The sequence below is a fragment of the Zobellia russellii genome, from assembly GCF_018728565.1.
Taxonomy (GTDB): Bacteria; Bacteroidota; Bacteroidia; order Flavobacteriales; family Flavobacteriaceae; genus Zobellia; species Zobellia russellii.
The window spans coordinates 31,005-53,573 of the sequence record NZ_JACSOI010000001.1; the positions used below are offsets into that span (position 1 = coordinate 31,005).

The window sequence follows — 22,569 nt, forward strand, 5'->3', positions numbered from 1 at the left end:
CTATCGTCTTTTAAGTTGCCAAGCACACGGTTGTACTACACGGTTAGCCGTATACAACTATAGCACTTAAGCCTAAGATTCGTATTTTTATTCCATATCTATTAATACATTCAAATTAATATGTGCAAGGGCATAGCAATTACTGGCATGGGCGCTATTTCTGCCATTGGAAACAATGTGCAAGAAAACTACGATGCGCTGGTTTCCGGTAAAATTGGTATTTCAAGAATTTCTAAAGTAGATACCGTTCATAAGAACGATATTATGGTCGGGGAGATTGAAATGACCAATGACCAATTAAAGCAAAAACTTGGTATTGGCAAAGAAATAGCGGTATCAAGAACTGCTCTTCTGGCTATGCTTGCTGCCGATGAAGCCCTAAACCAAGCTGGAATTACCGATATAAATGATTGCGAAACCGGACTTATTTCCGGGACCACCGTGGGTGGTATGGACCAATCCGAAAAGTATTATTTTGAATACCTTGAGAGCGATGAGCATTGGGGTCATATTAACGGACTCCACGCTGGGGATTCTACCCAAAAACTTGCAGACCATTTAGGGTTAACGGAAAGTTTTGTTTCCACCATAAGTACCGCTTGTTCCTCTGCTGCAAATGCTATTATGCTAGGCGCGCGTATGATAAAATCAGGACAGTTAGACCGTGTAGTGGTGGGTGGTACGGATAGCCTTTGTAAATTCACCATAAACGGATTTAAGACCTTGATGATTTTATCCGACACCTATAACACCCCCTTTGACAATGAAAGAAAAGGGTTGAATCTTGGTGAAGCCGCTGCCTATCTTGTTTTAGAATCCGACGAAATTGTAAAAAGGGACAATAAAAAAGTGTTGGGCTATGTAACGGGGTATGGCAATGCCAATGACGCCTTTCACCAAACTGCATCTTCCGAAAATGGGGATGGAGCGGTTCTTGCCATGGAAAAAGCATTAAAAGTTTCGGGTTTAAACCCTTCGGATATAGATTATGTGAACGCCCATGGTACCGCAACCCCTAACAACGACCTTTCCGAAGGTCGTGCATTGCTCCGTATGTTTGGAGACCAAGTACCGGAATTCAGCTCCACCAAAGCGTTTACAGGCCATACATTGGCGGTTGCCGGTGGCATAGAGGCCATATATTCTGTTCTGGCGTTGCAGAACAACATTATTTATCCCAACCTGAATTTCAAGACTCCCATGAAGGAGTTTAATTTGCTCCCGCAAACCACGGTAAAACAAAAGGAGTTACGTCATGTACTTTCAAATTCCTTTGGGTTTGGCGGCAACTGTTCTACTTTAATCTTTTCCAAAGAAGCCCGATGAAACCAGTATATATAAATAGCGTAGGTTCCGTTTCGGCACAGAAAACTTTTGACAACAGCGAGTTTCTTAACGAAATAACCGAGTATACGGACTCCGTGGTTCACGTAATAAACCCTAATTACAAAGAATACATTCCACCAGCAGCGGCGCGACGCATGGCCCGTGGTATTAAAATGAGTACCGTAAGCTCTAAAAACGCCCTTACCGAGGCGGGAATAGAAAATGTAGATGCCATTATTGTTGGTACCGGTCTAGGTTGCATTGGAGACTCGGAACGTTTCGTTAGCGACATCATAAAGAACGACGAACAATTTTTGACCCCTACCCGCTTTATTCAGTCTTCCCACAATACCGTAGCCGGGCAAATTGCACTAGGGTTGGGCTGTAAAGGACATAATTTCACTTTTGTACATTCGGCTGTTTCTTTTGAGTCTTCGCTTATAGATGCAAAAATGATGCTTCAGAACAATGAGGCCGATACGGTTTTAGTTGGAGGAGTAGATGAATTGGTTGAACATCACGTAACAACACACCGTCTGATCGGGCATATTAAAAAAGAACCTGTTGCCTCAAAAGACCTTTTACAATCTAATTCTGAAGGTATGGTCATGGGCGAAGGGTCTCACTTTTTTGTGCTCTCCAAGGAAAAATCAAACTCTTGCTATGCAGAATTACTTGCAGTAAAAACGTTCAATACACTTGCCAAAGAACAAGTAGAGTCAAAAATCATTGCTTTTCTTGAAAGCAACAAAATGACCGTTAAGGATATAGACGTGGTTATTCTTGGTAACAATGGTGATGCTAATTATGACCATTATTACGAGCAACTTAGCAACTCCCTTTTAACAAACACACCGCAAGCTTATTACAAGCATCTTTCAGGAGAATATGATACCGCAACGGGGTTTGCCTTTTGGTTGGCCAATAAAATTTTAAAGACCCAGACCGTTCCGGACAGTGTTCAACTAAATTCTATTAAGCCTGCTAAACTACAGACCATCTTGGTGTACAACCAATACCGAGGAGAAAACCATAGCCTCACCTTAATCCAAAAATGCTAAAGTGGAATAGGGTAAATACCGCCGCCATTGCTCTTTTGTTTCTACTGGGAACACTTTATTTTTTTGGTCATGCGCCTTGGCATACTATTCTTTTATTACTGTTCGTTTGGTTCGCCATAACCGTATTCGGCTCTTTTTTTATCCAATGGAACTACCATTTACACGCCTTACACTCCAACAAAGCCCTTCACAACCATTGGGTTTCTATAACTTTTGATGACGGACCCAACAGGGAATTCACCCCAAAAGTTCTTGATTTACTTGAAAAATATAATGCTAAAGCAACTTTTTTCTGCATAGGCGAACAGATTGAAAAACACCCGGAAATCCTAAAAAAAATTATTGCCCAAGGGCATACTATTGGCAACCATACCTACTCGCATGCCAATACCTTCGGTTTTTTTCCGTTGGATAAAGTAATGAACGAACTTACTAGGACAAAAAAAGCAGTGCACACATTAACCGGAAAAGAGATGACACTCTACCGCCCAGCTTTTGGGGTAACCAATCCACAGATTGCAAAAGCCGTTAATCAACTAAACATAAAGGCTATTGGATGGAACGTACGTTCGCTGGACACCACATCTAGGTCCGAAAAAACTATATTAGAACGCATTACGAAAAAGGTTTCAAAAGGTGATATTATACTGCTTCACGACACTAGCGAAAAAACAATACGTGTTTTGGAACAGTTATTGTTATTTTTGCGAGAGAAAAATCTGAGTTCGGTCACTGTTGACCGTTTACTAGAAATCGAAGCGTATGCATAAGATACTTTTTCTTTTATTTTTTATATCCTTATCCGCTGTGGCTCAAAAAGAAATGACCCCGGTGGAAGCTACGGCTTTAAAGGTCAAGGTAAAGACCAGGGCAAACGCTACTACTACGGTATTGAGCAATTTTACGCAATACAAGCATTTAGATTTCCTTTCGGATGATATCGTCTCCCAGGGCAAGTTGGCTTTTAAAGTGCCCAATTTGGTAAAGTGGGAATACACCAAGCCTTTTGCCTATTCCGTTCTCTTCAAAAATGAAACACTGTTCATTAACGATGACGGTAATAAAAGTAATATGGATGTGGGCTCCAACAAGATATTCAAACAATTGAACCAACTTATTACCGCCAGTATTCGCGGGGATATGTTCAATGATGATGAATTCAACATAAAATATTTTAAAATAAACGATTCTAGCTTAGTTTACTTCATACCTAAAGATGAGCAGTTCTCCAAGTTTATAAAGGCTTTTCACCTTTCGTTTAACGCCCAAGGCGATGTTACCGAGGTAAAGATGATTGAACCTTCCGACGATTATACGCACATTAAATTTTCAGATCGCGTCGTGAACAAAAACGTGTCCGATGCGGTTTTTACTCAGTAGTTTTTGCCTCTTTCTTCTAGTAAGCTGTGCTTCTTATCCCTCTCAAAAAGGATTTGAGCCTGCTAACGATTTTCAGGAAAAAACTACGAACCCTTATTTTTCCAACACCCAAAAAGACTATGTTTACAAGGCTAAAATAGATGCTTTCAACAAATCCTTTGGTGGCCTGTTCATTGTGAAAAAGCTAGGTGAGAGACACCACCGCATTGCATTTACCACAGAAATAGGGAATACCATTTTTGATTTCACTTTTAAAGGGAATGATTTTAAGGTAAATCGGGTTCTAAAGGAATTGGATAAGAAAGTACTCCTTAATATATTAAAAAGGGATTTTAAAGCCTTGATACAAGAGAAATCCAGGGTAAAGAATAGTTTTAAACTAGCTCAGGATACGGTCTTACAAACGGACATCCTCTCTAAAAAACATTATTTTTATTACAACAATGGGCAACTACATAAAATTGCCCGCGTAGACCGAAACAAAGAAAAAGTAGAATTCAAATTCACCCGTATAGAAGAGCAATTTGCAAAAGAAATTGAAATAGCCCACCATAATTTTAAACTTCATATTGCATTAAAAGCGTTGAAATGAAAACAATACAACTACTCTTTGCCCTAATGGTTCTGGGCTTGTCGGGAACGGCAGTCGCGCAGACCCGCCCAGGAATAAAATTAGGATTGAACAACTCCAACATTAGCAACACCACCCTAGACACAAAATCCGGAATTTATGTAGGAGCATTTGTAGACATTCCATTTTCTGACTATTACTCCCTACAACCAGAACTATTGTATTCCAATCAAGGTGGAAAATCCAACTCCGACCAATATGGAGACGTTAACATCAATTACATCTCCATTGGGTTACCCAATAAATTCTTTGTGAGCCCCAATAGTGGCATTCATTTTATAGTTGGCCTAGGTGTGGATATTAACTTTGAAAACAATTTTGTTAATTTGACCAACTTTAACGGTGATGACGAAATTTCACCTGTAGACGTCTCCGTTTTTGGAGGAATAGGTTATGAGTTCGATTTTGGATTGATTCTTGAAGCACGCTACAAACAGGGTACTATAAGCGTTGATTTCTTTGGGGAAGATGACCTGTACGAAGAAGCGGGAAGTAACCTTAACGGTGTATTCCAGATAGGTGCCGCATATAAATTTAAACTATAAACACATGTTGATCGAAGGTTTATACACCGTAGAAAATTTTAAACAAGAAGACCAAACGGTGCAGGCTACGGTTAAACTGAACGCCGCACATGAGGTCTTTAAAGGCCATTTTCCAGGAAACCCTGTAATGCCAGGAGTTTGCATGATTCAGATTATCAAGGAGCTGACCGAACAGGCCACTGGGAAAAGATTATTTCTCTCTGTTGCGTCAAACATTAAGTTTATGGCGATCATCAATCCCGAAAAAAATGATGTTATTGAGCTTACATTAACCATTGCCGAGGATGATGAAACGGTAAAAGTTAAAAACACCACTTCCTTTGAAGAAACATTGGCACTAAAGCTTAGTGCTACTTTTAATGTTCTAACCTAGACATTATGAATTTAAAGCTCGTTTTTCTGTTTATAGTATCCGCTTTATCTATGGCACGCCCAGTAGACTTGCCAAAAGTTAGAACGGCTTATATTGAGGCAGCGGATAGTGAAGCGGCCACAAAAACCCTTCATGAAGAACTAATGTCCGTCTCCAAGACAGATGACAAAACGCTCGTAGCTTATAAGGGAGCGGTCACCACTATGATGGCCAAGTACGCCAAAGGAATAAAAGAAAAGAAGAATTACTTTAAGGAAGGAGCGGAGCTTTTGGAATATGCTCTGGAGGCAAAGCCTAAAAGTGTAGAAATACGGTGCATTCGTTTAAGCGTACAAGAGAATGTACCCAAGATTACGGGCTACACTAAAAACATTGAAGAAGACAAGCAATTTATATTGGATAATTTTAACTCCGTTTCCAATAAAAACAGCAAGGATTTCGTTAAAGGATATATCTCCAAATCCGAGATTTTTAGCGAATCGGAAAGACAATTGCTACAAGATTCGTAATACGTATCTTTGTAGAAAATTCAGAACCGGTCTGCTGAACCCTTTGAAAAAAATTGCTCGTGTCAACCCCTACCCCAACACTCCAAAATACTATGCAGCAACTTAATTGCTGCGTATTGGTACCCACATACAATAACGGTGGAACCTTAAGACGGGTAATTGATGGTATTTTAGAACGCACCCACTCCATTATCATCGTTAATGACGGCGCAACTGACGATACACCGGAAATTTTAAAGGAGTACCCTACCCTTGAACAAATTCATTTACCGGAAAACAAAGGCAAAGGAAACGCGCTTCAAGTGGGTTTCAAAGCCGCAATTACCCAAGGATATGATTATGCAATAACCATAGATTCGGACGGTCAGCATTTTCCTGAAGACCTATCTGTTTTCTTAGATGAACTGCAAAAAGAGGAAACACCCAATGTATTGTACATTGGTTCACGAAACATGCAGCAAGAAGACGTGCCGGGCAAAAGTAGTTTTGGTAATAAATTTTCCAATTTTTGGTTTTGGTTCGAAACTGGCACCAAACTTCAGGATACCCAATGTGGTTACCGCCTATACCCTTTAAAACAGCTGAAGGATTTAAAGTTTTACACCCCGAAATTTGAATTTGAAATTGAAGTTATCGTTCGGTTGGCATGGGACGGAACATTGGTTAAAAATGTTCCCGTTCGTATCCTGTACGATGAAACGGAAAGGGTGTCCCACTTTAGGACCGTACCAGATTTTACACGTATAAGCATCCTAAACACTTGGTTGGTAATTGTAGCCATTTTATACATCAAACCCCGAAATTTCCTTCGGAAAATAAAAAAAAAAGGATTTAAAAAATTCCTTTTAGAAGACCTGCTGCGTAGTGACGACCCTCCAAAGACCAAGGCGCTTTCCATAGCCTTGGGCGTATTTTTGGGCATCGCTCCGTTTTGGGGTTTTCAGACCATTCTCGTTTTTGCTTTGGCAGCGCTATTTGGCCTGAACAAAGCAATTACCTTTGCATTTTCTAACGTTAGTCTTCCTCCTTTAATCCCTTTTATTATCTATTTTAGTGTAAAAATAGGCGTATTGATTACCGGCGAAGAGGTTTCTTTTTCAATAGAGAACATGACCGAAAACTTTGGAATGCTTCAAAATTTGAAAACCTATTTAATCGGCAGTTTTGCCTTGGCTATCCTATCTGCCCTATTTTTTGGAATTGTAGGTTACTTTACAATTCTATTCTTGGGAAAGAAAAAAATGGTGGTAGACAATGGGTAATTTCTTCTTTAAAGCATATAAGTTCATTGCCCGCAAACGGCTCTTTTCCACTGCGGTACTCTTATTGGTTCTAATTGGGCTCTCCCTTATTGTATCCAAAATTCAATTTGAAGATGATATTACCTCTCTTATTCCCGCCAATGAAGAAGCCCAGCGGGTACAAAAAGTTTTAAAGTCCATAACATTTACGGACAAGATTATCATCAACATACAAAAAGAAGAAAAAGGTACCGTAGACGACCTTACCAAATATGCGAAGGCCATTTTGGACAGTTTGGAAAAGAACCAAGCTAACTTTATAAAAGGCGTACAAGGCCGGGTAAATTCCGATGATGTTCCCAAAACACTGGATTTGGTCTACAATAACCTCCCTCTCTTTTTAGAAACTGAAGACTACCCGAGCATTTCAAATAAGATTGAGCCCGATAGTATTGCCACAGTAACCGCCGAAAATTACCGTACCCTGATTTCACCATCCGGTATTGTAGCCAAAAAAACCATCATCAAAGATCCTTTGCGGCTATCTTTTATTGCCCTCAAAAGGCTCCAAGAACTAGGCGTTGGAGACGATTTTAAATTAAAGAACGGGTTTCTTCTGGATAAAGAGGAAAAAAATATCCTGCTTTTCCTCACCCCTGCTTTTGGTTCCAACGAGACGGATAAAAATCTACCTTTTTCAAACGCACTCTATGATTTGCAAGAGCAGTTGAATAAGGCATACGCTACAAAAGTACACAGTGAATATTACGGTGCGGCCCTTGTTGCCGTGGCCAATGCCAAACAGATTCGTAGCGATATTCAATTTACGGTAAGCATTGCCATGACCTTGCTCATTATAATTTTAATGTTGTTCTACCGTAAGTTGGCATTACCCTTTATCCTATTTTTACCTACGCTTATTGGCGCCCTATTATCCATTGCCTTTCTCTGTATACTACGTGAGAAAATTTCGGCCATATCCTTGGGTATAGGCTCGGTGCTACTGGGAGTCACTTTAGATTATGCGTTGCATATCCTTACCCACATCCGTAACGGGAATGGTGCGGAAAGTCTTTACAAAGAGGTGGCACCTTCTATCCTTATGAGCAGCCTTACAACCGCTTCCGCATTTCTATGCCTTCTCTTCTTAGAGTCGCAAGCTTTGCAGGACCTTGGTATTTTTGCAGCGGTAAGTGTGCTTGGCGCTTCCGTTTTTGCCCTGTTGTTCATTCCCCAGGTTTACTCTGCCAGTAAAGCGGTAAGTTCAAGAAAGACCATTTTAGACCGTGTGGCGGCTTTCGATTTTCACCAATCCAAATGGGCCATTATTATACTGGTATTATTTTCGGTCATTAGTATTTTCACTTATAACAAAGTTGTTTTTAACAAGGACATTGCCAAGCTAAACTATGAAACCGAAGTACTTAGCGATGCTAGAAAACGATTGGAAATTTTAACTGACATCAGTTCAAAATCTATCTACATTTCTACTTACGGCAATGATACCCAAACGGTCTTAGCGCAAAACGACTCGCTTTACGACGCACTTAAAACCCTAGAAAAAAATAAGTCCATATTGAGTTTTAGTTCTGTTGGCGGACTCATTCGTTCCAAGAAAACACAGGAAGAAAAAATTAGGGTATGGAAACAATTTTGGAGTCCGGACAAAATAAACACCACTAAAGAAAATCTAATTGAGAACAGTGCCCAGTTTGGGTTCAAACCCACTACATTCTCCAAATTCTATGATTTATTACATTCGGATTTTAAGCCGATGGAGGTAACCGATTTTGAACCCATAAAATCTTTTTCTCTAGACGATTACATTGTTCATGATGATAACGGCACCACCATTACCTCGTTAGTAAAGGTAGATGATGACCATATTGGTGCGCTGCGCAAACAGTTCGAAAATTTACCCAACACACTTCTCATAGATCGCCAACAAGTAAACGAGACATTTTTGGGCAACCTTAAAAACGATTTTAACAGCCTAATCGGGTACTCACTTATTGTAGTGCTGCTTATCCTTTTGCTATTTTACCGCAGCCTATCGCTAACCGTAGTAACGAGTATTCCTATTTTTCTCACTTGGTTTTTAACCGTGGGTATAATGGGGCTTTTTCACATTGAATTCAATATTTTTAATATCATCATCTGTAGCTTTATTTTTGGGCTTGGGGTTGATTATAGCATATTTATCACTAACGGTTTACTCACGGAATATAGGACAGGTGAAACCGTATTGCATACCCATAAGACCTCTATTTTACTTTCGGTGATTACTACAATTGCAGGGGTGGGGGTTTTAATTTTTGCGAAACATCCTGTTCTCTATACAATTTCAACGGTATCATTAATAGGCATTCTATCTGCGGCATTCGTGGCCTTTACCGTGCAGCCCTTATTGTTTAGGTTATTTATTGGCAGTGTGGATAAACGCCCAATTTCGGTACGGTACTTTATACATTCAGTGTTATCGTTCGGGTATTTTGGAACAGGCGGATTTTTATACTCCATATACGGATGGTTAAAACTTAAACTATCACCGGAAAGCCGTACGAAACAAAACCGGGGCTTTCATAGAGCAGTTTCTAAATTAATGGGTTCCGTACTGTACACCAACCCTCTTGTATCCAAGGAAATAAGAAATCCGCTTAACGAAACTTTTGAAAAATCCGTAATGATTATTGCCAACCATACCAGCTTTTTGGATATCCTGGCCATTGGCATGCTGCATCCAAAGATTATATTCATGGTTAATGATTGGGTCTATAATTCTCCCGTTTTTGGTAGTGCGGCAAAACTGGCGGGAGCTTACCCCGTTTCTGGGGGCATAGAAAATGGTGAGGCTTTTTTAAAGGAAAAAGTGGCCCAAGGGTTTAGTATTATTGCTTTTCCGGAGGGCACTAGATCTTCCACCAATAAAATAAAGCGATTTCACAAAGGAGCTTTCTATTTGGCACAACAATTTGAGTTGGACATTCTTCCGGTGCTCATTCACGGAAATTCCGAAGTATTGCCCAAGGGCAGTTTTATTATCCGAGATGGTAGCATAACCATTGAGCTGCTACCAAGAATCAAGGCACATGACACCCAATACGGAAAAAACTATAGTGAGCGCGCCAAGCAGATGGGTGCCTATTTTAGAAGCGAATTCAGAAGGCTTAGAAACGAAATTGAAAATGAAGATTACTGGAAGAAAACGCTGCTGGAAAATTACAGATATAAGGGTGACCAAATATATAAAGCGGTTGAACAAGATTTAGAAAACCATAAAGAGACTTACTACTCCCTTCTGAAAAAAATTGACTTAAAAAGTAGAATCGTACATCTGTCACAGGATTTTGGTCAGTTAGATATGCTCCTTGCCCTAGATTCCATAGACAGAAAAATAACGGTACACCTTAAGGATCAAGAAGCCACTTCTTTGCTCCAACATAATTTCTTAACCCGACACTACAGCAAAATTAATATTGCCCAAAGTCCGGAAGAAGCGCTTACCACAATTGCCGATGTGCTTATTCTAGACGTTCAATTAGAAATGGAGCAGCTTGCGGAACATCTAAACAACAATTTCAATACATTGATTCTTTTAAAAAATGCACGGGAAATTGAAGTGGAGCCACTAGAAACGTTAGGTTTCATTACTAGCGAACAAAATGATAACTTTAGGCTACTAAAAAAGACAAAGGGTCAATGAAAGAACATTATGACGTTGTGATAGTTGGTAGTGGCATGGGCGGTCTCGTTTCTGCTATTATTATGGCACGCGAAGGCAAAAGTGTCTGTGTTCTGGAAAAGAACAACCAATACGGAGGCAACCTACAGACCTTTGTTCGCGACAGGGCCATTTTTGATACTGGCGTTCATTATTTAGGAGGACTTGAAAAAGGCCAGAACCTTTACCGTTACTTTGAGTATCTTGATATTTTGGACGGCTTAACCCTTACAAGACTAGATGAAGACGGCTTTGACCTGATTACTTTTGATGGTGACGAAAAGGAATATCCGCATGCCCAGGGTTACAAAAATTTTGAAGACAAGCTCGTTAAGGAATTTCCGGAGGAAAAAGAAGCAATTAGTACCTATTGCAAAAAACTTCAGGAAACCTGCAGCCGTTTTCCGCTTTACAATCTAAGACTTGGTAAACCCTATCATGAGGACACTGAGCTTTTTACCTTACCGGCCAAAAAATATATAGACTCGGTTACGGAAAACGAAAAGTTACGTGCCGTACTTGCCGGCTCAAATTTATTGTATGCAGGTGAGGAAGGAAAAACGCCGTTCTATGTGCATGCCCTATCCATTAATTCATACATTCAAAGTTCCTATAGATGTGCAGATGGCGGCAGCCAAATAACCAAATTGCTCATCAAGCGTTTAAAGGAAAGCGGAGGCGAAACCTATAAACATAGTGAGGTTACCCGGTTTAATGTTGAAAACAAGCAAATAGTATCGGTCACTACAAAAAACGGTGCTGTTATAAAAGGAGACCTTTTCATATCCAATATAGAGCCCAAACTTACCATTAAGATGGTAGGGCAAGAACATTTTAGAAAGTCGTACGCCAACCGCATCCAGAGTATAGACAGCACTATTTCGGCCTTTAGCATTCACATTGTACTAAAGCCCAAAACGTTTAAATACCTGAACCATAATTACTATCACTTTAAAAATTATGAATCGGTCTGGAACTCGCATCGCTATAGTCAAGAATCCTGGCCCGAAGCTTATATGGTCTCTATGGGCACCCGTAAGAACCAAGATGAGTGGGCGGATCAATTGACCGCCATAACCTATATGCGCTATGAAGAACTAGAGCCTTGGTCCGGAACTTTTAATACGGTAGCACAAAAAAATAGTAGGGGCGAGACGTACGAAGAATTCAAACAGACCAAGATAGATGCGTTTTTAAACGCCCTTGAGCAAAAATTTCCGAACATACGGCAAAGCATACAATCAATTCATACATCTACACCATTGTCCTACAGGGATTATATTGGTTGCAATGAGGGTTCTATGTACGGTTACGCCAAAGATTTCAACAATCCGCTAAAGACCTTTATCTCCCCAAAAACCAAAATAAAAAATCTATTTTTTACCGGACAGAGCATTAATATGCACGGTATTTTAGGCGTGACCATTAGTAGCGTAGTTACCTGTTCCGAAATTCTAGGTAGCGAATATTTGCTTGAAAAAATAACCAAAGGGCACACAAAGACCAACGAAAAAATAGATGCATAATGGGACAGTTTAAAACAACTCCGGTAGAACGCGTAGAAAACATCTCAAAAGCGGACTTCATTGAAAACTACTACAAGCCACAAAAGCCGGTTTTAATTACCGGGCTTACCAAAGATTGGCCTGCCTATACCAAATGGAAGTTAGATTATATTCAAGAGCGTGCCGGAGACCAAATTGTGCCCTTGTACAACAATGAACCGGCAAAGGATAAAGAAAGTGTTTATGCGCCCAAAAAGGAAATGAAGTTAAGCGAGTACATTGAAATCCTAAAAACCGAACCCACGGATCTACGGATTTTCTTTTACAACATCCTAAAGGAAATGCCCGAATTGCTCAAAGACTTTGAATACCCGGATATTGGCCTTAAATTCTTTAAAAAATTACCGGCACTCTTCTTTGGTGGTGGCAAGTCTAAAGTATTTATGCATTATGATATTGATTTACCGGACAGTATGCATTTTCATTTTGACGGGGACAAAGTGGTAAACCTCTTCTCTCCCGAACAAACAAAATACCTGTACAAAGTGCCTTTTTCCATTCATAATATTGAAGATATAGACATGGATCATCCGGATTTTGAGAAATACCCGGCCTTACAGTATGCCCAATGTATTCGTGCCGAAATGAAACACGGAGATGCCCTCTATATGCCCAGTGGCTATTGGCATAGCATACGCTATTTAAACGGTGGTTTTTCTATGACGCTACGTGCCTTACCTAGGCACCCGGGGCGTTTTGCCAACATGCTCTACAATGTTATGATTATGCGCCACATAGATAACATAACCCGCAAATACCGCGGACAAAAATGGTTGGATTATAAAGACCGATGGGCAAAAAAACGGACAGAAAAAAACTTGAAAACCATAAAAAATAGTTGAGGCGGCGTACTTTTACCTCTTAAGTGTTCCTATTAGCTTTTACCGATTGATGTAATGCCGAAAAAAATAGCACCCAAAATATACGTTCTTCTGGTCCTGGGCCTTCTTTTGGGGTCCTGCGGTGTTTCTAAATCACTAAAAGACTTGCCCAACATAAGCCAATACGAAGCAAATGTAACGGAACGGCAGCAACTTACAGATTCAACATATCTACTGGGTACTAATTTTTTGACCAAGAACCAACAGGGGCTTTATGAACTTTATGTCTCCGGAAATCCTTATGAACTGGGGCTTAAAACAGGAAATCTTACCCAAGAGCTTTTTCAGGAACAGGAACGTGTGTTCATTGAAAAAATAGACGACCTCGTACCCAAAAAAGGAAAACAGAAACTGCTCCGGAAATTCTTGGCTTGGTTCAACCGAAAAATGTACAAGCATGTAGATGAGCAGTACAAGGCAGAAATTTATGGCATTTCTCAATATGCCTCCAAAGACTATGACCGTATAGCGGCACCATACCCACGCGTCATGTACTTTCATGGAGCGCATGACATTGGCCATGCCCTGCAAGACCTTGCATTGGTAGGTTGTTCCTCCTTTGCTGCTTGGGGAGACCATACTGCGGACGGCAAACTTTTAATAGGCAGGAACTTTGATTTTTATGCGGGAGATGATTTTGCCAAGAACAAAATCATTGCTTTTGTAGCCCCGGATGAAGGCCACAAATTCATGTCCGTTACCTGGGCAGGTATGGTGGGCGTAGTCTCTGGCATGAACGACCAAGGACTAACGGTAACCATCAATGCCGGAAAATCTAAATTCCCCCTAGTGGCCAAGACTCCCATTTCATTGGTAACACGGGAAATTCTACAATATGCCTCAACTATTGAGGAAGCGATAGCCATTGCACGAAAGCGCGAAGTCTTTGTTTCCGAATCTATTTTTGTGGGAAGTGCCAAAGATAAAAAAGCCGCTCTTATTGAGGTTTCGCCGCATAACTTTGGAGTTTACGAAGTAGAAAACGGGAACCAACTGGTTTGCTCCAATCACTTTCAAAGTGAGGCATACGCCGATGATAAAAAGAACCGTAAACACATATTTGAAAGCCATTCCCAATACCGTTATGAGCGAATGGAAGAACTTTTGGACGAAGCTCCCAAAGTTACCCCGGAGCTCGCGGTAGACATCCTAAGGAACAAAAACGGACTGGATAACAAACGTATCGGGTACGGGAATGAAAAGGCGCTCAACCAAATGTTGGCGCACCACGGTATTGTATTTCAACCGGAAGACCTTGTGGTTTGGGTTTCCAGCAACCCGTATCAATTGGGAGAATTTGTGGCTTATGACCTAAACGAGGTCTTTAAAAATGCCGACCAAAACTCTGGGGCCAAACCTATTTCTTTATCGGATAAAAATATAGCTCCAGACCCTTTTCTGCGTACTTTGGCCTATCGTCATTATGAGCGCTATAGAGATTTAAACCGAGAAATAACCGCTGCTATTGCTTCCGAAGAGAAAATTGAACCTGCAGTCCTGTCCGAATTTGTAGCCATAAATCCCGACTTTTGGGAGGTACATTTTCTTGTGGGACAGTACCACTATGAAGAAAAGAACTATCAAGAAGCGCTCAAAGCTTTTGAGACGGCACGCTCCAAAGAGATAACCACAGTACCCGATACGGAAGTCCTAGACAAGTACATTAAAAAAACCAAAAGGAAGCTCAAATAATGATTCCAGAAATAGAAAAAGCATCCATCCCGGAAATCAAGGCGTTTCAAGAAGAAAAGCTAAAAGAACTCGTAGGTTACGTAAGCGAGAAGTCGCCTTACTACAGACGTCTTTTTCGTCAATATAAAATACATCCAACGGACATTAATACACTTGAGGACTTGGCCAGACTGCCTGTAACCACCAAGGAGCAATTACAGCAACATAACAATGATTTTCTTTGCGTGCCCAAATCGCAGATTATAGATTTTGTGACCACATCGGGCACTTTGGGCGACCCTGTAATTTTAGGCCAGACCGATAAGGATTTAGACCGCTTGGCGCATAACGAAGCCATTTCTTTGTCCTGTTCGGGAGTGGGTGAAGATGATATTATACAAATGACCACTACTATGGACCGCCGTTTTATGGCCGGTCTTGCCTATTTTCTAGGAGTGAGAAAATTGGGAGCAGGTATTATTCGTGTGGGTGCGGGTATTCCGGAATTGCAATGGGACACCATCCTGAAATTCCAACCAACCTATCTAATTGTGGTGCCTTCGTTTTTGTTGAAATTGATTCAATATGCCGAAAATCATGGGATAGATATTAACGCTTCTGGTGTAAAAGGTGCCATTTGCATTGGCGAATCTTTGCGAAACCAAGATTTTTCATTGAACGTCCTTGCCCAAAAAATTAAGGAAAAATGGAATATTGAACTGTATTCCACCTACGCTTCCACTGAAATGAGCACCGCCTTTGCCGAATGCTCGGAGCAGCAAGGAGGGCATCATCATCCCGAGCTTATCATTGCGGAAATTTTAGATGAGAACGACCAGCCCGTTGCCCATGGGAAAGAAGGAGAGCTCACCATTACCACTTTGGGTGTAGAAGCCATGCCTTTACTTCGTTTTAAGACCGGAGATATTGTGGTTGCGCATACCTCACCCTGTGCTTGTGGCAGGAACACCATGCGTTTAGGACCTGTGGTTGGCCGAAAAAAACAAATGATAAAGTACAAGGGCACTACCCTCTACCCGCCTGCAATGGACAATCTTTTGAACGATTTTGAGGAAGTGGACGGTTACGTGTTCGAGATATATCATAATGATATTGGTACGGATGAAATCCTGATAAAGATAGCTTCTTCCTCGGCAGACCATAAATTGATGCAGGCCATTAAGGACCATTTTAGGTCCAAGTTGCGGGTTTCCCCAAATATTGAAATCTGTCCTAACGAGGAAATCCAGAAACTACGGATGTCCAAACTGGGTAGGAAACCTATTAGCGTGATTGATAAGAGGCAGTAGCACCTGGCTTCGTCTGCGCTCAGCCATACGGTGCTAATAAACAAAAGCTATTTTCAGGCTGTACTCAGCCATACTGTGCTGCTGACATTGCGAATCTCGCCCTACTCTGGTTTATACTTTGAATGCGAGTAATTCCGGCATTCAGAAAGAATTTGAAGCGTTTTGAACTTACCGTTCATTAATGCTATTTTCTTAGCACGAGACCAGCCTTTTAACTGTTTCTCAATCTGAAGCGCTTGATATGCTTTTGTGAATTGTAAGTGATATAGTAACCTCACCGATAGTCTTTTATTCGTATAGGCATTCTCGTAAAATCCCGTTTGGTGTTCTTCTAACCTTCTCTCAACGTTATTGGTGAAACCTACATAGAAACTTTTATCGGCACATTCTAAGATGTAAACATAGTATGGTCCCATAAAATTTGCTTTTTGCATGTTCATGTAAAATGCATGGCTGAGCACAGCCGAAGTCAGCATTTTACTTCCCGATCAGGTACAAGCCCATTTGAATTTTCCAGTAGGGCATTTTCTCCTCAAAATATTCAAAGAACACTTTTAGGCCTTCGGGCTGATCAAGTTTGGACTGTGCTTTTTTAATGCTTGTGATTTCGTCTTTGGAAATAAACCGACTCAAATCTACATCTGCGCCTTCGGCATGTGCTTTTTGTAGGTGATTGTAAACGCTACCTTCCTGAATACCGCGTTGCATTGCTATTTCTTCCACCGAAAAACCATCTTTCAACATTTGAAACGAAAGCTGATGACTGGGATTCTTTTTCTTCTTCTTTACCGGTTGATTGAACGCCTTTATTTCCTTTAAAAATGGAGCGGCATACTTTTCCAATTTGGCCTGACCTACACCTGAAACTTCCATAAATTCCGTTTCGTTCTTAGGCAGCCTCTGTTCCATATCCTTTAAACTGGCATCGCTAAAAACTACGTAAGCCGGAACATTTTGCTCAGCTGCAATTTGTTGGCGCAACACCCGTAGCCGCTCGAACAATCCGGTTGCGGCCGTTTTGCTCTTGCTGGTTTTCTTGGCTTGCGATTTTTCTTTTTTCTCCAGAATAGCCAGCTGAATTTCCTTTCCCTCATATAGTACCTCTTTGGCGAGGGGCGTAAGAGAAAGACGGCCACCTTCCCTAAAATTAATGGAAAGCACCCCTTGATTCAGCAATTGAATGATATACTGTTGTAAATCTTGCCAAGACACATCCTTGACGGCGCCATAGGTTTTGATATGTTGATACCCTTTCTCGACCACTTGGGCGTTCTGTGCCCCACGAAGCACATCAACCAACATGCCCATGGCTTCCTTTTCCTTTAAACGCGCCACTCCGGAACAGATTTTTTGGGTGAGGACGGTAGCATCAAAATATTGGGGCGGACGGTTACAGATGTCGCAATTGCCACAATTCTGGGTCATGTGCTCCCCAAAATAATTGAGCAGGGCAATCCGGCGGCAGCTTAATGCTTCGGCAAATTGCTGCATCCGCTCCAACTTGGCGTATTCCACATCTGCATTTTCGCTATTGGCGATAAACCTGCGAAGCTGGGCCACATCGGCAAAACTATAAAAAAGTAAAGCGTGGGCAGGTAGGCTATCCCTACCGCCACGGCCAATTTCCTGATAATAGCCCTCTACGTTCTTGGGCAGGTTGTAATGGATCACCCAACGCACGTTACTTTTATCTATACCCATACCAAAGGCAATCGTGGCCACGATTATGGGCACGCGATCGGTAATAAAATCTTCTTGTACCTTGCTCCGCTCTTCTGCGGGAAGTCCGGCATGGTAGGATTTGGCATTGAAACCGGATGCCAATAGCTTATCTGCAATGGTCTGCGTACTTTTTCGGCTAAGGCAATAGATGATTCCGCTTTCATTGGGCCGTTCTGCCAAAAACTCCAAAATCTGACCGATACGGTCTTGCGCCGGACGTACTTCCAATGAAATATTAGGACGATTGAAAGAGGCCAAATGCCGCAACGCATGTGGAATACGCAACTGATCCAGGATATCGTCCTGAGTGGTTTTATCCGCAGTGGCCGTTAACGCAATTATAGGAACCTCTGGAAACCGCTGTTTTAAACCGCCCAATTGGGTATAGGCAGGCCTAAAATCATGCCCCCATGAAGAAATACAATGCGCTTCGTCTATGGCAAAGAGACTAATGGTTATTTCCGAAAGAATGTGTTGCAAGAGCCCCAAACTCTCCGGTGCCACGTATAATAATTTGAGCTCGCCCTTATACAATTGGGTTTCTACCGCTTCTCTTTTTTCCGCTTCCAGAGAACTATTAAAATAGGCCGCGGAAATACCATTTCCCGTTAAGGCATCTACCTGATCTTTCATTAAAGCGATCAGCGGAGAAATAACAATAGCGGTACCGTTCATGGCCAAGGCCGGAAGTTGAAAGCAAAGCGATTTTCCGCCACCCGTTGGCATAATGGCCAAAACGTCTTTTTGGGCGAGCACATCGCTAATGATGTTCCATTGGTTGGGCCGAAACGAATCGTAACCAAAATTTGTTTTTAAAAGAGGAAGTAGTTCTTGTTCTGTAGTAAGCGCCATGAATAGTATTGAAATTCTTGCCCGCAAAGGGCCGTTGCCATAAACCGAGGCAAAACCAAAGTGTGCTATTACACAATTTGGTCCTGCCCGGTTTACAAAGAACGGTATATTCTATTTACCCAACATTAAAAGTTCGTTACAACGTACCTCTGTAATGTATCGTTTTTCACCCTCTTTGGTCTCATAGGAGCGGTGGGTAAGCTTGCCCTCTACCGCTACCTGTTTTCCCTTGGTGAGATAATTTTCTACAATTTCTGCGGTCTTGCCCCAGGCCACTACATTGTGCCACTGGGTATCGTCTACCCGCTCTCCTTGTGCGTTTTTATAACTCTCTGTAGTAGCTATGGAAAATTTGGCCAGCTTATTACCATTATCCATGTTTACGATTTCCGGGTCCTGACCCAAGTTTCCTATCAACTGTACTTTGTTCTTTAAGGCGTTCATTTTACTAATTTTTACGTTAAACAGTTCATACTATTGAACCACAATGATTCAACACTGCAAACATAGAACGGGGTGCAAATTGTATTCGGTTACAAAACAATTGTTTTCGTTTGTAAACGTTTGAAAACGAATAAATGTACTGTAAGAAGACACTTCAACCATTGTAAACCTTTATAGTTTGATGGATTTAATTAAATTAGGTCTAAAATAGAGATAAAGCAACTAGTTGCTTAATACAATTATTAGCTACAATATGAGAAAATGAAGATAATTGAAATAAATACATTTATTGAGTATCACGAAGTGATTCAAGAATTCTCATCAGCTAATTATTTGTTTAGAGGTCAGCAAAATTTTGATTGGAAATTAATACCCAAAATTGGGCGTGATGATTTTGCTAAGACTGTACCTGCATATTTTAAAGAAGATTTCATACTCAGAGGTTGGCTTAGATATTCTGAGCACTTAACAGTTAATAAACCTAAAGACACATGGGATGAATTAACACTTGCTCAACACCATGGATTAGCAACTCGGCTTCTAGATTGGACAAAAAATCCATTGGTTGCACTTTTTTTTGCTACTTGCGATTTTAAGGAAAACATCAATGGGTCAGTTTATATTATGGATTTCAATAATGAAACGTTAATGACTGATAAATTTGGCCCATTTGAAAGTGAAGTATCAGGTGTTTTTTATCCAAGAGGTCTTTCCGCTAGAGTAATTAACCAAAGAGGAGTTTTTAGCTTATCACATATACCTAAAATAAGTCTTGAAAAATTGTTGCCAAAATATGAGATTGTAAAACTCAAGATTTTAGGAAACTCAAAAAAAGAGCTTCAAAGACAATTAGAAGTATATGGAATAAATGAATTCTCAATATATCAGGATTTAGATAATTTATCTAATTATTTAAATAGATTCATAATCAACAAAGAATTAGACATAATAGAATAAAATACTGTAGCTAACCATGTATAACCGCAATTACGGCGGATTCGACTACGTCCGAATCCACTCCCAATTGCTAAAGTCTGGGATAAGCCGAAAACAGTAACTTTAATCCCGTAACTTCGGTTATACCTACCGTTAGGTGTAAGCTACACTTCTATCCTAAATGAAAATCGTTCGAACATATAGAGATTTTAAGTCAAAAGGATACTTTAGGGCATTTTTGGAATGGCTGATTGGATTTACAGTTCTTCTGGTTGTCTTAATGCTCCTTACCGGAAATTCATTGATAACAAGTTTAACTGTGGGAGGTGTCCTTGGAATAATATCTGCAATAATTATAGTCCCAATGGGTTATTGGTACGAGGAAATTGAGTTGAAAAAGATTATGTCAAAGCGGTTGGACTCTCCAACTTTTAAACCATTACTGAAGGCTGGATTTCAAAAACGAGGCATAATTTTGGAAGGGATATATAATGGTTATTATGGTTATGCATATTGGACGGAAGGAAACCCCTATGGCTCCGAAGGTAAACTTTCTTATGCCGTTCGAGTAATATTCGAATTTGAAGGTGATGTTGAACTAACAACAAACTTTCTTGAACTTCTTGAAAGTAAGCGTATCAAACTGAGCGAAAACCACATCGAAGGAATTCTGAATTCCGGACGCAGCAAACTCCCAACTCAAAAGGAATTGATATACAAGGTAAACGAACTTGTCAGAATTTTGACAGAAAATAATCTAGTTCCAACAAATTTTAACAAATAAAGCCAACACCTAACAAAACCTAAAATTCATTGCTTGCGTATTACCTAAACGGAAATCCTGCGCAAAAAGCTATCTTTAGGTTCGGCTGGATTGTCCTTCGGACGAATCACAGCAATGAACCTTAGCCCAACCGTTGTAAACAATTATGAAGAACATTTTACTTCTAATAACCGTTATGTGCTTAAACGTAAAAATGTTTGCTCAAAATTGTCCTAAACCTAATATTTCTAAAGAACTTGAAATAAAAACAAGCACAGATTCTATCTACAAACAGGACGTTCAATTTCGAATGGAGTATTATGTTAAATTGAGCAAAATGATTCTCCCCAAGTATTTTGGACTAAAAAAACTAATAAAACAAAAAATAGAAGTTGAGGACAGGGCAAAAATTGAGGAACTTGCAAAATCGTATGAAAAAAATCGATTAGAATACTTAGATGAATTTAAAAAAACCAATGCAAGTGTATATCAAAATGCTTTAGGTTACAGTAACTTAAATACTTTATTGATTTTTGAAACCTTAAGTGTTTTCCCAGACACATATGCCATTCTATTAAATGAAACGATTCCTAAAAGTAGAGCCAAAGCAAAAGACAAAATTCTAATTGACCAATTATATTCGAAGTACAACGGCATTATGATAAGAAACTCAGACTGTATTAGGGATATGGCTATGGACATTAAAACTGCGAAAAATGAATTCAAAATCGTAGAAATATTTCAAAATACTAGAAATAGAACCGAAGAAGATAATGCTAAAATAGAATTGATAAACTTGCTAATTTGGGCAGAGAAATAACTGTTTACAACAAAAGTAACCGTTGCACAAGTCGTTGATTCTCCACGGACCGGATTCATATAAGCCTCTTTACGGGGCTTTTTTTGTTTGTGATTAGAAATGAAAACGTATTTTTAGGTTGTGGTAGTGTAAGCTGAATACATGGCTTGACACCGAACCAATCTTATTGCTATTGACAGAAGAAGAATACATAAAGGACTTAAAACTAAAATTTGAAAGCTATACTCAAATTTCGGCCCAATCCTGGTCTTTAATTCAGTCTATAGTAACGTTTAGAAAGCTGAAAAAAGACGAAACCCTACTCCAAAACGGGCAAATAGCAAAAAGCATTCATTTTGTATGCAAAGGAGCATTACGGGCATACGTAACGGATGCCGAAGGCAATATCTACAACAAGAACATTTTTTTGGAAACGGATTTTGCCGGTTCTACGGTTTCCTGCCTTTTGGGCAAGCCCTCAAATTTCACCTTAGAAGCTTTAGAGGATACCATTCTCATAAGTCTTAACTATAAAAAATACAGAGAATTCATTAGCCGCCAAACCGACTTGAAAGATTTCTATATTGCTTATTTAGAATACAATTGGGTCATAGAAAAAGAACAAAGGGAAATTTCCTTGGTTATGGAAAATGCCACGGAACGGTATTTAAAATTGCGCGCCAAGCACCCCAATATTGACCAAAGAATACAACAACTCCATTTGGCCTCCCACCTAGGTATAACGCCTACTCAGCTCAGTAGAATCCGTAAAGATTTAAAAAAAAGAGCCTGAATCAACATATGTAAATGCCAGAGGTTTTCCGTTCGGATATTTTTGT

Annotated in this window: 21 protein-coding genes; 18 read left to right on the forward strand and 3 right to left on the reverse strand. The window is 40.2% G+C overall.

The window, feature by feature from the left end; translation table 11 throughout:
- Positions 1–120: 120 nt before the first annotated feature.
- The 14 genes from H9565_RS00180 to H9565_RS00245 all read left to right on the forward strand — a co-directional run bounded on the left by H9565_RS00180 (position 121) and on the right by H9565_RS00245 (position 16,214).
- A complete protein-coding gene (locus H9565_RS00180) occupies positions 121–1,326 on the forward strand; it encodes a beta-ketoacyl-[acyl-carrier-protein] synthase family protein (RefSeq protein ID WP_215435988.1) in 1,206 nt (401 codons plus the stop codon).
- Positions 1,323–2,387: a beta-ketoacyl synthase N-terminal-like domain-containing protein gene (locus H9565_RS00185; protein WP_215435990.1), complete on the forward strand. Its 1,065-nt coding sequence runs from the start codon at positions 1,323–1,325 to the stop codon at positions 2,385–2,387. The genes H9565_RS00180 and H9565_RS00185 overlap by 4 nt, the downstream gene beginning before the upstream one ends.
- The gene (locus tag H9565_RS00190) at positions 2,381–3,157 is read left to right on the forward strand and encodes a polysaccharide deacetylase family protein (protein ID WP_215435992.1); all 777 of its coding nucleotides are present in this window, start codon (positions 2,381–2,383) and stop codon (positions 3,155–3,157) included. Before H9565_RS00185 ends, H9565_RS00190 begins: the two co-directional genes overlap by 7 nt.
- A complete protein-coding gene (locus H9565_RS00195; protein ID WP_215435994.1) occupies positions 3,150–3,767 on the forward strand; it encodes a LolA family protein in 618 nt (205 codons plus the stop codon). Before H9565_RS00190 ends, H9565_RS00195 begins: the two co-directional genes overlap by 8 nt.
- The gene (locus tag H9565_RS00200) at positions 3,748–4,359 is read left to right on the forward strand and encodes a hypothetical protein (RefSeq protein WP_215435996.1); all 612 of its coding nucleotides are present in this window, start codon (positions 3,748–3,750) and stop codon (positions 4,357–4,359) included. Before H9565_RS00195 ends, H9565_RS00200 begins: the two co-directional genes overlap by 20 nt.
- The gene (locus H9565_RS00205; RefSeq protein WP_215435998.1) at positions 4,356–4,943 is read left to right on the forward strand and encodes a porin family protein; all 588 of its coding nucleotides are present in this window, start codon (positions 4,356–4,358) and stop codon (positions 4,941–4,943) included. Before H9565_RS00200 ends, H9565_RS00205 begins: the two co-directional genes overlap by 4 nt.
- A gap of 4 nt (positions 4,944–4,947) precedes the next feature.
- Positions 4,948–5,316, forward strand: a complete 369-nt coding sequence (locus tag H9565_RS00210) for a hotdog family protein (RefSeq protein WP_215436000.1) — start codon at positions 4,948–4,950, stop codon at positions 5,314–5,316.
- A 5-nt stretch (positions 5,317–5,321) separates the two neighbouring features.
- Entirely contained in the window at positions 5,322–5,825 is a 504-nt protein-coding gene (locus H9565_RS00215; protein ID WP_215436002.1) for a ubiquitin-like protein Pup, read from the forward strand.
- 92 nt (positions 5,826–5,917) lie between these two features.
- Positions 5,918–7,087 carry a DUF2062 domain-containing protein gene (locus H9565_RS00220; protein ID WP_215436004.1) on the forward strand — a complete coding sequence of 390 codons (1,170 nt, stop codon included), beginning with the start codon at positions 5,918–5,920 and terminating at the stop codon, positions 7,085–7,087.
- Positions 7,080–10,769, forward strand: a complete 3,690-nt coding sequence (locus tag H9565_RS00225; protein ID WP_215436006.1) for a 1-acyl-sn-glycerol-3-phosphate acyltransferase — start codon at positions 7,080–7,082, stop codon at positions 10,767–10,769. The genes H9565_RS00220 and H9565_RS00225 overlap by 8 nt, the downstream gene beginning before the upstream one ends.
- A complete protein-coding gene (locus H9565_RS00230) occupies positions 10,766–12,313 on the forward strand; it encodes a phytoene desaturase family protein (protein ID WP_215436008.1) in 1,548 nt (515 codons plus the stop codon). The genes H9565_RS00225 and H9565_RS00230 overlap by 4 nt, the downstream gene beginning before the upstream one ends.
- Positions 12,313–13,194, forward strand: a complete 882-nt coding sequence (locus tag H9565_RS00235) for a cupin-like domain-containing protein (protein WP_215436011.1) — start codon at positions 12,313–12,315, stop codon at positions 13,192–13,194. Before H9565_RS00230 ends, H9565_RS00235 begins: the two co-directional genes overlap by 1 nt.
- A 54-nt stretch (positions 13,195–13,248) precedes the next feature.
- The gene (locus H9565_RS00240; protein WP_215436014.1) at positions 13,249–14,925 is read left to right on the forward strand and encodes a C45 family autoproteolytic acyltransferase/hydolase; all 1,677 of its coding nucleotides are present in this window, start codon (positions 13,249–13,251) and stop codon (positions 14,923–14,925) included.
- The gene (locus H9565_RS00245) at positions 14,925–16,214 is read left to right on the forward strand and encodes a phenylacetate--CoA ligase family protein (protein ID WP_215436017.1); all 1,290 of its coding nucleotides are present in this window, start codon (positions 14,925–14,927) and stop codon (positions 16,212–16,214) included. Before H9565_RS00240 ends, H9565_RS00245 begins: the two co-directional genes overlap by 1 nt.
- 101 nt (positions 16,215–16,315) lie before the next feature.
- Here H9565_RS00245 and H9565_RS00250 read toward each other — a convergent pair whose 3' ends face one another.
- The 3 genes from H9565_RS00250 to H9565_RS00260 all read right to left on the reverse strand — a co-directional run bounded on the left by H9565_RS00250 (position 16,316) and on the right by H9565_RS00260 (position 19,232).
- The gene (locus H9565_RS00250) at positions 16,316–16,630 is read right to left on the reverse strand and encodes a GIY-YIG nuclease family protein (RefSeq protein ID WP_215436021.1); all 315 of its coding nucleotides are present in this window, start codon (positions 16,628–16,630) and stop codon (positions 16,316–16,318) included.
- A gap of 61 nt (positions 16,631–16,691) precedes the next feature.
- Positions 16,692–18,788 carry a DNA helicase RecQ gene (gene recQ / locus H9565_RS00255; RefSeq protein ID WP_215436024.1) on the reverse strand — a complete coding sequence of 699 codons (2,097 nt, stop codon included), beginning with the start codon at positions 18,786–18,788 and terminating at the stop codon, positions 16,692–16,694.
- 111 nt (positions 18,789–18,899) lie between these two features.
- Entirely contained in the window at positions 18,900–19,232 is a 333-nt protein-coding gene (locus tag H9565_RS00260; RefSeq protein WP_038237398.1) for a single-stranded DNA-binding protein, read from the reverse strand.
- A gap of 261 nt (positions 19,233–19,493) precedes the next feature.
- On the opposite strand from H9565_RS00260, the gene H9565_RS00265 reads away from it, so the two are divergent.
- From H9565_RS00265 to H9565_RS00280, 4 genes are all read left to right on the forward strand, one after another.
- A complete protein-coding gene (locus H9565_RS00265; RefSeq protein ID WP_215436026.1) occupies positions 19,494–20,189 on the forward strand; it encodes an FRG domain-containing protein in 696 nt (231 codons plus the stop codon).
- A gap of 160 nt (positions 20,190–20,349) precedes the next feature.
- On the forward strand, positions 20,350–20,952 hold the full coding sequence (locus H9565_RS00270) for a hypothetical protein (protein WP_215436028.1): 603 nt from the start codon (positions 20,350–20,352) through the stop codon (positions 20,950–20,952).
- 145 nt (positions 20,953–21,097) lie between these two features.
- Positions 21,098–21,751 carry a hypothetical protein gene (locus tag H9565_RS00275; RefSeq protein ID WP_215436029.1) on the forward strand — a complete coding sequence of 218 codons (654 nt, stop codon included), beginning with the start codon at positions 21,098–21,100 and terminating at the stop codon, positions 21,749–21,751.
- A 172-nt stretch (positions 21,752–21,923) separates the two neighbouring features.
- Complete coding sequence (locus H9565_RS00280) at positions 21,924–22,523, forward strand: Crp/Fnr family transcriptional regulator (RefSeq protein WP_246560100.1); 600 nt, start codon at positions 21,924–21,926, stop codon at positions 22,521–22,523.
- Positions 22,524–22,569 lie beyond the last annotated feature (46 nt).